The organism is Rhizobium sp. PAMB 3174, assembly GCF_052908375.1.
This window is the reverse complement of the sequence record NZ_CM128608.1, coordinates 2,623,725-2,635,820: the sequence shown is the minus strand read 5'-3', so window position 1 is coordinate 2,635,820 and position 12,096 is coordinate 2,623,725. Positions and strand designations below refer to the sequence as shown.

The following is a 12,096-nucleotide window of genomic DNA, read 5'->3' as shown; positions in this document are numbered from 1 at the left end:
ATTGATACGTGACATTGGCCCATCCTGTCTGTGGTCAACTCAAATCCGATACCGTCATTTCCCCGCCCCGAGGACAATGGCGCGAGTGAGGAGGATGCATGACTATTTCGGCGCTGAGCAGTGACCGCGAACGCGGTTTCCTCGATGGGCAGTTTCTGATCGCCATGCCCGGCATGGCTGATACGAACTTCGCCCGGTCGGTGGTCTACATCTGCGCCCATTCGCCCGCGGGCGCCATGGGCTTCATCATCAATCGGACCCAGGACCTGGCCTTTCCCGATATTCTCGCCCATCTTAACATCATGGACGAGACTGCGCGCCTGATGCTGCCCAAGCCCGTGCGCGATCTGCCGATCCATACAGGCGGCCCCGTCGAGACGGGCAGGGGGTTCGTGCTCCACTCCGACGACTTTTCCTGCGGGTCGAGCATTCCGATCAGTGACGAGATCTCGCTGACGGCCACCCTCGACATCATCCGGGCGATCAGCCAGGGCGAGGGGCCGAAGCGGGCGGCCCTGCTGCTCGGCTATGCCGGGTGGTCGCCGGGCCAGCTCGAAGACGAGATCGCCAACAATGGCTGGCTCAATTGCCCGGCCTGCGAGGAGCTGATCTTCGACGCCAATTTCGACACGAAATACGAGCGCGCGCTGGCGCTGATGGGCGTCAATCCGGTTGCGCTTTCCCGTGAGGCCGGCCACGCCTGAGGCGCGGCGTCTCGAAGGCTCAGGAGAAATTCGGTTCCTTGTTGATGCCGCGGCGGCGCTCCGTGACGAACCGTTCCTTCAAGAGCTTCAGCACCGAATCGGATCCGATCGGCGGTCCGAAGATGTTGGCCTGGCCCAGCTGGCAGCCGAGTTCGGCAAGATGGATCGCCTGTTCCTCGTCCTGAACACCTTCGGCGACCACCGTCATTCCGAGTTCCTGCGCCATGGCGAGCACGGATTTCAGCAGCACTTCGTGCTTCGTCGTATTGCCGGCAATCAGCGTACGGTCGATCTTCAGCGTGTCGAAAGGCAGGTCCATCAGGTAGGACAGCGATGAGTATCCGGTGCCGAAATCGTCGATCGCGAGACTGAGGCCCAGCGCTTTCAGCTTGTCGAAGATGATCCGCGATTGTTCCGGATTTTCGAGCATCGTCGATTCCGTCAGCTCGAGCTTGATGCGCGACGGCTCGCAATGCGTCTTGGCGAGCAGGTTGCGGACGTCGTTGAAGAAGGTGTTGCCGATCAGCTGGGAGCTCGACAGGTTGATCGACATGAAGATCGGCAGCTTCGTGGTCCGCGATTCCCAGTCCATCAGGTCGGTCGTCGCCCGTTGCAGGGCAAACAGGCCGAGCTGTTCGATCAGGCCTGTCTTCTCGGCGAGCTGGATGAATTCCGACGGCGGCACCTTGCCGCGCTTGGGGTGATCCCAGCGCATCAGCGCCTCGAATCCGGCGATCTCGCCATCTTCCAGCCGGACGATCGGCTGATAGACCAGCGAAAGCTCCTTGCGCTCGAGCGCACGCTTCAGGTCGGCGTCGGTCAGGCGGCGGTCGTAATTGGCGTTGCGGAAGGCCGGACGGAACGGCTCGACGCGATTGCCGCCGGCGCGCTTGGCGCGATACATGGCGAGCTCGGCGTCGTTCAGCAGATCGTTTGCGCTTTCCTTCTGGTCGGTCCACGAGACGAGGCCGATCGAGGCGTTCAGGTTGATGTCGTTGCCGGAGAAGCCAATCGGCGCGCTGATCGCGTGGCTGAGTCGCTCGGCGAACTCGGCGATCTTGGCCGGGTCGCGCTGTGACAGCAGAATTAGGCCGAACATGTCGCCGGAGATGCGCGCCAGGGTGTCCTGCGGATGCAGGAGCCGGCGCAGGCGGCGCGTGAGCGCGATCAGTACATTGTCGCCGGCGGCGATGCCGAGCTTCTCGTTGACCAGCGCGTAACGGTCGATGTCGATGACGATGACAGTCGGCTGCACGGTCGAATTCGGCGCGGCAAGCGTCAGCGCGGTTTCCAGCCGGTCGAGGAAGATCTTGCGGTTCGGAAGACCGGTCAGATTGTCGAACAGCGGATCGTTGAGCAGCCGCTCCATCGAGTTGCGCTGTTCGGTAATGTCCTCGGCGGTACCGACGCAGCGGATGATCTCGCCATTGGCGCCGAGCACGGGCCGGGCGCGGATCTGCAGCCAGTGATAATGGCCGTCCTCGGCACGGATGCGGAATTCATGGCTGAGACGCCCGCGCCTGTGTTCGACCAGGACGTCGAGCGAGGCCCGGAAACGGTCCCGGTCTTCCGCGTGTAGTCGCGGTAGCCAGTTTCTGACCGGTCCATGCATCGCGCCGGGCGCAAGGCCCAGCTTGTCGGAAATGTCGGGGATGGTGGTCACCCGGTCGCGCGCGACATCCCAGTCCCACACGGTGTCGCCGCCGCCGATCAGCGCCAGCGCCTGCCGCTCGAGATCGGAGAACAGTCCCAGCTGGTAGGCGCCGCCGGAAAACGCGTGCAGCATGACGGTAAAGGCGATCAGCAGCACGAACAGTACGAGGCCGCCCCCGAGCGCCGACTGGATGATGTCGTTGTTCAATCGGCCGGTGACCGTCAGCCAGCCGCCGGCAAGCCAGACGAGAATGACCGCCCAGGCGGGCACCAGAAGGATGGCGCGGTCGAACCGGTTGAAGCCGAGATAGATGATCAGCCCGGTGCCGGCGACCGCGGTCAGCGCGAAGGAGAAGCGGGCAATGCCGGCTGCCACCGACGGATCGTAGATCGCGACGCCGAACAACAGCACGAGGCCGAGAATCCAGGCGAAGGTCGCATGCGCCAGGTGGATGTGCCAGCGGTTGAGGTTCAGATAGGTGAACAGGAAGATGACGAGGCTCGATGCGAGCGCCACCTCCGCACAGGCGCGCCATATTCGCTGGTCGGAGGCGGTGATGCTGATCAGCTTTTCCAGGAAGCCGAAGTCGACGCAGATATAGGCGAGCACCGCCCAGCCGAGCGTCGCCGTCGCCGGCAGCATGGACGTGCCCTTGACGACGAAGAGAATGGTCAGGAACACCGCCAGAAGGCCTGCAATGCCGAGCATGATGCCGCGGTAGAGCGTGAAGGCGTTGACCGTGTCCTTGTAGGCGTCCGGCTCCCACAGATAGAGCTGCGGCAGCTCCGGCGAGGTGAGTTCGGCCACGAAGGTGATGACGGCGCCCGGATCGAGCGTGATGCGGAAGACGTCGGCTTCCGTGCTCTGCTGCCGGTCCAGCGCAAAGCCTTCGCTCGGCGTGATCGAGATGATTCGCTGCGAGCCGAGGTCCGGCCAGAACAGGCCGGAATTGACCAGCCGGAAATGCGGCGCGACGATCAGCCGGTCGAGCTGTTCGTCCGACACGTTGGCGAGCGCGAAGACGGCCCAGTCGCCGTGATGGTCAGGCGAGGAGGACCGCACCTCGATGCGCCTGCGGATGCCGTCGGCACCGGCCGCGGTCGATACCTGGAAGGCTTCGCCCTGGTCGGAATAGATCTCGGTCGTCGCGGTCAGGTCGAGCGCGGTGTCGTCGCGTGAAATCTTGACGGGCTCGGCGGCAAGCGCCGGAAGGCTTGCGGCCGCCATGATGATTGCCATCAACGCGGCCATCAGGGCGGCCGGGCTGAAACCGCCGGGCATCGATGCTTTGATTGCGCGCATCATGATGTCGACGTCGCCTCTGCGGTGCGCCGATCGCTTTCCAGCAGCGAGAACATCACGTGGTCCTGCCACCGGCCATTGATTTTCAGATAAGCGCGCAAGAGGCCTTCCCGTTTGAAGCCGGACTTTTCAAGCAGCCGGATGCTACGATGATTTTCCGGAATACATGCCGCCTCAATTCGGTGCAACCGCAGCTCGGAAAAGATATATTGAATAACCATACCAAGTGCGGCGAACATATGTCCTTGCCCCGCATGCTTCTCGCCCATCCAGTATCCGATCATGCAGTTTTGCGCGACGCCGCGCCGGATCAACCCGATCGTGATACCACCGAGCAATGCCATATCACTTTTCCGGAAGATGAATAAAGCGATAGCTTGTCCGTTGGTAAATTCGGCCATGTTGCGGTCGACCCGCGAATGAAAGGACCGCTCCGTAAAGTCGGCATTGTTCCAGGCCGGCTCCCACGGCTCGAGAAAATTGCGGCTGATGGTCCTCAGTGCCGCCCATTGACCAAAGTCCTTCCGTTCCGGCAGGCGGAGCAGGTAGGTATCATTCTCGACCAGTGGCCGTCGTTCCGGTCGCAGGATCGATCGGACGAATGCCGAAACCTTGGTGCTCCCCGGCGTACCCACCGGCGTAGGCGGCCTAGCCGACTGCCCCGGCTGAAACCGGAGCCGAGGTGGATAGTGAGGCCGCGATCTCGTCGAGCGATGCAAGGCTGGTGAGCTGTCCGACCGCCGAGAGCGTCGGAACCGTATCGAAGAACAGCCGCCCGGCGAGATCGGTCAGCCGGTCGGTGGTGATGTTGGACAGCCGGTCCATCAGCTCCTGATTGGTGATCAGGTGGCCGTAGAGCATCATCTGCCGGGCCATCTGGCCGGCGCGGGCGGCGGGACTTTCCTGTCCCATCAGCAGTTGCGCGCGGATCTGCGCCCGGGCGCGTTCGATTTCCTTCTGGTCGACCGATTCCGCCACCCGGCGCAGTTCCTGGAGGATCAGCGGCACGAGCTGCGGGAGCTGCTCGTCGCCCGTCGCGGCATGGATGCCGAAGATGCCGGTGTCGGAAAAGCCCCAGTGGAACGAATAGATCGAGTAGCAGAGACCGTGGTGCTCGCGCACTTCCTGGAACAGCCGCGACGACATGCCGCCGCCGAGCACGTTGGCCAGGATCTGTGAACAGTAGAAGTCGCGCACATGATAGGCGCGGCCCTCGAAACCGAGCAGTACCTGCGAATCCATCAGCTTGCGCGTCTCGCGCACCTCGCCGCCGCTGTAGATGGCCTTGGCCATCTGCGGGGTGGAGGAGGGCTTCTGCGGCAGGCCGGCAAAACGCTCTTCGACCTGGCGGACGAACGCCTCATGATCAACCGCGCCGGCGGCGACCACGAACATCCGGTCCGTCGTGTAATTGCGCGACAGATACTCGCGGATATCGGCCGGGGTGAATGACATTACCGTATCCGGCGTGCCGAGGATCGAGCGGCCGATCGTCTGGTCGCGATAGGCGGCGGCGGAAAACTTGTCGAACACGACGTCGTCCGGCATGTCGTCGGCAGCGCCGAGTTCCTGCAGGATGACGTTCTTTTCGCGGGCGAGCTCGTCTTCGTCGAACACGGAATCGGTCAGGATATCGGCGAGGATATCGACGGCCAGCGGCACATGGTCCTTCAGGACACGGGCATAATAGGACGTGGTCTCGGTCGAGGTGGCGGCATTGACCTCGCCGCCCACGTCCTCGATCTGCTCGGCGATCTGGCGCGCCGAACGGCTGCGCGTGCCCTTGAACGCCATGTGCTCGAGTAGGTGGGCTATGCCGTGCTCGTGTTCCAGTTCATTGCGGGAACCCGACTTGATCCAGACACCGAGCGCAACACTTTCCAGATGCGGCATTTTCTCGGTGACGACGGTAAGACCCGACGCAAGGCGGGTGCACTCAACTTTCATACTTCGCTCTTTCTGCGCCTCAGTCCTTTGCCCTGGCCCGTTTCTCAATAAAGGTCTGGAGGCCTTTAAGGTCGGCGGCAAGAATTTCGAAGCGCTCCTCCCTGTCCATCAGATCAGCAAGCCACGCCGGTAGCGCCGGGTCAAGCCCGCAGGCGGATTTAACGGCCGCGGGGAATTTGGCGGGATGCGCCGTGGACAGCGTGACCATGGGACTATTGGACTTTTCATGCTTCTTTGCAACATGCATGCCGACGGCGGTGTGCGGATCGGCGAGATAGCCCGTCTCGGACAGCGTGTCGCGGATGGTCTTGGCGACCTGCGCCTTGGTCGCCTTGCCCGCCCGGAATTCCTTGCGGATCGCCTTGAGAGCGGATGGCGCGATCTCGAAGGCGCCGGACTGTTTCAGTCCGTTCATCGCCGAACGCACGTCGGCGGCGTTGCGGTCATAGGCTTCGAACAGCAGGCGCTCGAAGTTCGAGGAAATCTGGATATCCATCGACGGCGAGGTCGTTGCCGAAACCGAGCGCATCTCGTAGCGGCCGGTCTTCAGCGTCCGCGCCAGGATGTCGTTCTCGTTGGTCGCGACCACCAGCTTGTCGATCGGCAGGCCCATGCGCTTGGCGACGTAGCCGGCGAAGATGTCGCCGAAATTGCCGGTCGGCACGGTGAAGGAGATCTTACGGTCCGGCCCGCCGAGCGAAATCGCGGTGGTGAAGTAGTAGACCACCTGCGCCATGATGCGGCCCCAGTTGATCGAGTTGACGCCGGAGAGCTTCACCGACTTGCGGAACTTCGCATCATTGAAGAGCGCCTTGACGAGGTTCTGGCAGTCGTCGAAATTGCCCTCGATGGCGATCGCGTGGACGTTGGAGGCGGTCGAGGTCGTCATCTGGCGCTGCTGCACCGGCGAGACCTTGCCGTGCGGGAACAGGATGAAGATGTCGGTGCGGTCACGGCCGGCAAAGGCGTCGATGGCCGCGCCGCCGGTATCGCCCGAGGTCGCGCCGACGATGGTCGCGCGCTCGCCGCGAAGGCCCATGACGTGGTCCATCAGCCGTGCCAGCAGCTGCATCGCCACGTCCTTGAAGGCAAGCGTGGTGCCGTGGAAAAGCTCGAGGATGAAGGCGTTCGAACCGGTCTGCACGATCGGCGTGACGGCGGGATGGCGGAAGGTCGCATAGGCCTCGTCGATCATCGTCTTGAGGTCGGCTTCCGGAATTTCACCGTCGACGAACCGCGAGGTCACCGCAAAGGCGATTTCCTGGTAGGTCTTGCCGCGAAGCGCCTTGATCTCCTTCTTGGTGAACGTCGGCCAGCTCTCCGGTACATAAAGGCCGCCGTCGCTGGCCAGTCCGGCCATCAGGGCATCGCAGAAACCGAGCGAAGGGGCTTCGCCCCGGGTCGAGATGTACTTCACGTGTCACCAATCCTGACTTTGACCGTGGGTGGCCCGCGGTCTTTAGCATTTGCATCGCCGCCTTGGTGCCAAGGACGCCGGCGGCCCTATCAATCCTCAGTTTTCCGGAGGAAAATCTGACGTAACGTAAGATACCTGATCGATTTTTTCTTGCGCGGCTGATATAGACCAGCCGGCATGGGCATGAAAAGGCCCAAATGACAGTTTGAAGCTGCGTTTTGAGCCCCAAGGGGCGTCATGTGTAAGACGAGCAGATGAAGGGGAGGGAAGTTCCGTGTTCAAGAATGTTTCGCGCGGATTGTTCTCGGTTGTGGCCTTTGCGGCGATCGCAGGGTGCAACTCCACGGATGTCAACGGTCTGAAGCCCTCCGGCGATCAGGCCCAGACGGCACAGCCGGCCGTCATTCAGGGGTCCTGCCCACAGGTCTATCTGCGGGACGGCACCGCCTCGCTCGACAAATACGCCAATGGCGGCAAGGACGATCCGTCGAAGATCGTCTACCAGGCCTCGATCGCTGCCACGACGCGCCAGTGCACGCTTGGCCAGAACAGCATGACGGTGACCGTCGTCGCCCAGGGACGCCTTGTCGGCGGACCGCTCGCCAAGCCCGGCAAGATCGTCCTTCCGATCCGCGTTGCCGCCTCCGATGGCGAGACGACGCTCTATTCGGAGCTGACGAAGTTCGAAGTCGAGCTTCCCTCGACGCTGACGACCCAGTTCATCTTCACCAAGACCGACGTGACCATTCCCGGCGGCGCCGGCAATCTGGCCAAGATTTACGTCGGCTTCGACGAAGGCCCGTACAACACCAAGTAAAGACGCCGGAAGCATCCGTTGGAGCGCATCGGCATAGTCGTCAATCCGAAGGCGGGCAGGGGCGCGGCGCGTCCGCTTGCCGAAAGGCTTGACGCGTATTTTCGCGCCCGCGGGCCTGCGGTGGAGATCCGGGAAACGGAAGGTGTCAGCGATGCCGCCCGGCTTGCCCGCGCGTTTGCCGATTCCGGCGTCGATCTGATCGTGGCCGTCGGCGGCGACGGCACTGTCGGCGGTGCGGTCGATGGGCTGATGACCTCCGAAAATCCCGGCGTTGCCTTCTCGCTGGCTGCCGCCGGCACGGGGTGTGACTTTGCCCGCCAGTTTGCCATGCCGACGGACCCGGAAAGGCTCGCGGCCCACATTCTCGACGCCCCGGAGCGCAGGATCGATGTCGGGCGGATGACCTGCGTCAGCCCTCAGGGTGCGCTGTCGACAAGCCATTTCGTCAACGAGGCGACGGCCGGCATTTCAGGCGAGGTCGTGTGCTCGGTCAACGGCAGCGCGCTGCGGGCCATTCTCCCTGGCCGGCATCTCTTCACCCTGCATTCGGTGACCAACATTCTCGCCTGGAGCTCGAAGGATCTGCTGGTGTCCCTCGATGGCGGGGTGCCGGAACGCATGCGGGCGGATCTCGTCGCGGTCTGCAACGGCGCTTATTTCGGCGGCGGCATGCATGTCGCGCCCGAAGCGGAGCTTGCCGATGGCTTCTTCGACGTGGTGATCCTGACGGCGGGAAACCGGATCAAGCTGGTTTCGCTGCTCGGGCAGATCCGCGCCGGTCGTCATCTGACCGATCCGGCCGTCCGGATCGTGCGCGCCGGAAGCGTACGTGTCGAACCGGCCGACGGCACATCGGCCGGAATTCCGACAGAGGCGGATGGCGAGGCGACCGGCGTCGTGCCGGTCGAATTCGTGATACTGCCTGCGGCGCTTGCACTGAAGGTCTGAAGCTCAGACGAGACCGGCCCAGCCGACCAGCGCTTCGGCAACGCCCGGCAGGTCGCTCATCCGCGAGATCACCGTTTCGGCGCCTGCGTCCATCAGCCGGTCGGCATGCGACGGAAAGGTGTGCGAACCGCCGGTAAAGCCGATGACGCGCATGCCGGCGGCGCGGGCACCGTGAATGCCGTGCACCGAATCCTCGATGACCAGCGTGTTTTCCGGCTTGGCGTCGAACTGCGATGCGCCGTGCAGGAAGATGTCCGGCTTCGGCTTCACGCGGTCCGCGCCGAGGTCCTTGGCGGAGAAGATATGCGGCGCGAACAGCGGCTTCAGGCCCGTCTTGGTCAGCATCATGTCGAGGCGGTGGCTGCTGGAATTCGAGCAGATGCAGCGAGGACCGCTGAGCCGCATGATCGCCTGGCCGACGCCTTCGATTACGCGGACATCGCGGGCCAGCCGGTCGTCCAGCAGCTTCTCGGACTTGTCGAGCAGCGACGCGGAGAGCGGGATGCTGGCTTCGCTTTCGATGGCCAGAAGAATGTGCTTCCAGGTCATGCCGGAAAAGCGCTCGCCCATCTCCTCGACGCTGATCGGGTAGCCGGCTTCCGTCAGGAGCTTCGACTCAACTTGGGCCGCGATGATTTCGGAATCGACGAGCACGCCGTCGCAATCAAAAATGATGAGATCGAATCCGTTCATGGATAGGGGTCTTTCGAACGTCTTGGGAAGGGGCAGTCCGTATATGATCCCGGCTCGAAACGCAATCAATGACGGTGGGATGCATTTTGCCGTTTCGGCACCGGCGACTTTTATTTTGCGATTTTGCCGGCCCCTTTCAGCATTTGGTAACCAAGATCAGTAACCCTAATGCTCAGTTAAGCGTGTCTCCTTTCGGTGTGCTTGGCTGTCCGTACCGAGTAAGCGTATCAGTGAGTATCAGATGGCATCAGTATTTCCGCTTGCCGAGCTGAAGCGTGCCGAAGGCACCAAGGCCTGGATCAACACCATCATCAAGGGTGACTGCGTGGCGGCCCTCGAGGCTCTTCCCGATCATTCGGTCGACGTCATTTTCGCCGATCCGCCCTACAATCTCCAGCTTGGCGGTGCGCTGACCCGTCCCGATCAGTCGGCGGTCGACGCCTGCGACGATCACTGGGACCAGTTCGCCTCCTTCCAGGCCTATGACGCCTTCACCCGCGCCTGGCTGCTCGCCTGCCGCCGCGTTCTGAAGCCGACCGGCACCATCTGGGTCATCGGCTCCTATCACAACATCTTCCGCGTCGGCGCGATGATGCAGGATCTCAACTTCTGGATCCTCAACGACATCGTCTGGCGCAAGACCAACCCGATGCCGAACTTCAAGGGTCGTCGCTTCCAGAATGCCCACGAGACGATGATCTGGGCCTCGCGCGACCAGAATGGCAAGGGCTACACCTTCAATTACGATGCGATGAAGGCCGCCAATGACGACGTGCAGATGCGCTCCGACTGGCTGTTCCCGATCTGCAATGGCGGCGAACGCCTGAAGGACGACGAGGGCAAGAAGGTGCATCCGACCCAGAAGCCGGAATCGCTCCTCGCTCGTGTCATCATGTCGTCGACAAAGCCCGGCGATATCATCCTCGATCCGTTCTTCGGCACCGGCACCACCGGCGCCGTCGCCAAGCGCCTCGGCCGCAACTTCGTCGGTATCGAGCGCGAGCAGGACTATATCGACGCTGCTTCCGCTCGCATCGCCGCAGTCGAGCCGCTCGGCAAGGCCGAACTGACGGTCATGACCGGCAAGAAGGCCGAAGTCCGGGTCGCCTTCAACGTGCTGATCGAAAGCGGACTGATCAAGCCCGGCCAGGTGCTGACCGACGCCCGCCGCCGCCATTCGGCGATCGTGCGCGCCGACGGCACATTGGCCGCCGGCGGCGAGGCCGGCTCCATCCACCGTCTCGGTGCAAAGGTGCAGGGCTTCGACGCCTGCAACGGCTGGACGTTCTGGCATTATGAGGATGGCGGCGAACTGAAGCCGATCGACGAGTTGCGCGCAATTGTCAGGCGGGAGCTTGCCGCCGCCGGCTGACAAGAGATTGCGACATAGGCTCTTTCCGGTTTTTGTACCTCCAGTTGCGGAAAGAGCTTTCTGATGATGCCCGGGGAAGGAGAAGGCCCCGGGCATCATTCTTTTGCGGATGCGTCGAATGCCGATGCACCGCGCGGGAGCTCACCTTGGGCTCGCGACCGCATGGCGCTGTCTCAGCGCCTGCACCGGCCGTTCGATCAGCCGGTAGGAGAGCATCGCGGCGAGGATCGCAAAGGCCGAGGTAACGACGAATGTCACGAGCGGCGAGGTCTCTGCTCTCAGCGCCTTCGCGACCGGATAGTGCCAGAGATAGATCGAGTAGGAGATCACGCCGATATAGACGAGCGCCGGATGCGAGAGCAGGCGGTAGTGGCGCGTCTCCTGCGTGGCGGTCAGCGACAGGATGAGGCCGGCCGCGGCGAAATCCGCGGTCAGGCTGCCCCATGTCATCGAGTCCGTCGTGCCGAATTGCAGCGACACGCTGAGCGCGACCAGCACGCAGATCGACAGGGCGCCGATGGCGCCGGCAAGCGGCGCTCGCGGCTTCCAGTCGACGAAGGCCATGAGGCTGCCGAGGATCAGGCCGCTCAGCCGCGTGTCGAAGCGGAAATAGGTCCGATACCAGTCGTCCCAGATCAGCCGGTCGGCCATGCGCCAGCAGGTGGCGAAGAGAAAGCTTGCCGCCAGCAGGGCGATCGCGGTCCCGACGGAGACCTTCCGCAAGGCGAGCAGGGCGAGGGGCCAGAGCAGGTAGAATTGCTGCTCGACCGCCAGCGACCAGGTGTGCGACACCGCTGAAGGCATGCCAAACAGGATATGGGAATAGTCCGAAAGATAGAGGCCGGCCAGCAGCACCTCGAGATTGGCGTCGTCCTTGGGGAAGAGGAAGGGCGCCGCCAGATAGAAGGCCACAAGGAAGGCGATTAGCGGCGGCCAGAGCCGCAGCAGGCGTCGGCCATAGAACGTTGTCAGGGACAGCGTGTCCTTCCTTTCGATCTCCTGCCGGAGAATGGCGGTGATCAGGAAACCGCTGAGGACGAAGAAGATGTCGACGCCGATCATGCCGCCTGGAACGAAGGGCAGGTTGCTGTGGAAGGCGACGACGAGAAGCACCGAAATGGCACGCAGTCCGTCCAGCGCTGGATTGTATTTCATGGCTCTTTCCGCGTTTGATTGTCATTGACGCCGGCCTGCGCTGCTATCGCGAGGCCTGTGCGTTCCGGCCACTCCCAAGGCCGGATT

Annotated in this window: 10 protein-coding genes; 4 read left to right on the top strand and 6 right to left on the bottom strand. The window is 62.9% G+C overall.

Annotation, left to right across the window (positions count from 1 at the left end; all coding sequences use genetic code 11):
• Window positions 1–98: 98 nt before the first annotated feature.
• Window positions 99–704 (top strand): YqgE/AlgH family protein, encoded by a 606-nt coding sequence (locus ACU5AY_RS12680; protein ID WP_446825062.1) that lies wholly within the window; start codon window positions 99–101, stop codon window positions 702–704.
• Between the two features lie 19 nt (window positions 705–723).
• Here the strand turns inward: ACU5AY_RS12680 and ACU5AY_RS12675 are convergent, their stop codons facing one another.
• From ACU5AY_RS12675 to thrC, 4 genes are read right to left on the bottom strand one after another with little or no spacing between them, the layout of a single operon-like run.
• Window positions 724–3,663, bottom strand: a complete 2,940-nt coding sequence (locus ACU5AY_RS12675; protein ID WP_446826488.1) for an EAL domain-containing protein — start codon at window positions 3,661–3,663, stop codon at window positions 724–726.
• Window positions 3,660–4,250, bottom strand: coding sequence for a GNAT family N-acetyltransferase (locus ACU5AY_RS12670; protein ID WP_446829014.1), 591 nt, complete (start codon window positions 4,248–4,250; stop codon window positions 3,660–3,662). Before ACU5AY_RS12670 ends, ACU5AY_RS12675 begins: the two co-directional genes overlap by 4 nt.
• Window positions 4,251–4,308: 58 nt before the next feature.
• Window positions 4,309–5,607 (bottom strand): M16 family metallopeptidase, encoded by a 1,299-nt coding sequence (locus ACU5AY_RS12665; RefSeq protein WP_446826487.1) that lies wholly within the window; start codon window positions 5,605–5,607, stop codon window positions 4,309–4,311.
• 19 nt (window positions 5,608–5,626) lie between these two features.
• Entirely contained in the window at window positions 5,627–6,967 is a 1,341-nt protein-coding gene (gene thrC, locus ACU5AY_RS12660) for a threonine synthase (RefSeq protein ID WP_446829013.1), read from the bottom strand.
• Between the two features lie 331 nt (window positions 6,968–7,298).
• On the opposite strand from thrC, the gene ACU5AY_RS12655 reads away from it, so the two are divergent.
• Window positions 7,299–7,841, top strand: a complete 543-nt coding sequence (locus tag ACU5AY_RS12655; RefSeq protein ID WP_446825058.1) for a hypothetical protein — start codon at window positions 7,299–7,301, stop codon at window positions 7,839–7,841.
• Window positions 7,842–7,859: 18 nt separating this feature from the next.
• Window positions 7,860–8,789: a diacylglycerol/lipid kinase family protein gene (locus ACU5AY_RS12650; RefSeq protein ID WP_446826486.1), complete on the top strand. Its 930-nt coding sequence runs from the start codon at window positions 7,860–7,862 to the stop codon at window positions 8,787–8,789.
• A 3-nt stretch (window positions 8,790–8,792) separates the two neighbouring features.
• On the opposite strand, the gene ACU5AY_RS12645 is transcribed toward ACU5AY_RS12650, so the two are convergent.
• The gene (locus ACU5AY_RS12645) at window positions 8,793–9,482 is read right to left on the bottom strand and encodes an HAD family hydrolase (RefSeq protein WP_446825056.1); all 690 of its coding nucleotides are present in this window, start codon (window positions 9,480–9,482) and stop codon (window positions 8,793–8,795) included.
• Between the two features lie 241 nt (window positions 9,483–9,723).
• Here ACU5AY_RS12645 and ACU5AY_RS12640 point away from each other — a divergent pair, with 241 nt between their 5' ends.
• The gene (locus ACU5AY_RS12640) at window positions 9,724–10,854 is read left to right on the top strand and encodes a DNA methyltransferase (protein ID WP_446825055.1); all 1,131 of its coding nucleotides are present in this window, start codon (window positions 9,724–9,726) and stop codon (window positions 10,852–10,854) included.
• 141 nt (window positions 10,855–10,995) lie between these two features.
• On the opposite strand, the gene ACU5AY_RS12635 is transcribed toward ACU5AY_RS12640, so the two are convergent.
• Window positions 10,996–12,009: an acyltransferase family protein gene (locus ACU5AY_RS12635; RefSeq protein ID WP_446826485.1), complete on the bottom strand. Its 1,014-nt coding sequence runs from the start codon at window positions 12,007–12,009 to the stop codon at window positions 10,996–10,998.
• Window positions 12,010–12,096 lie beyond the last annotated feature (87 nt).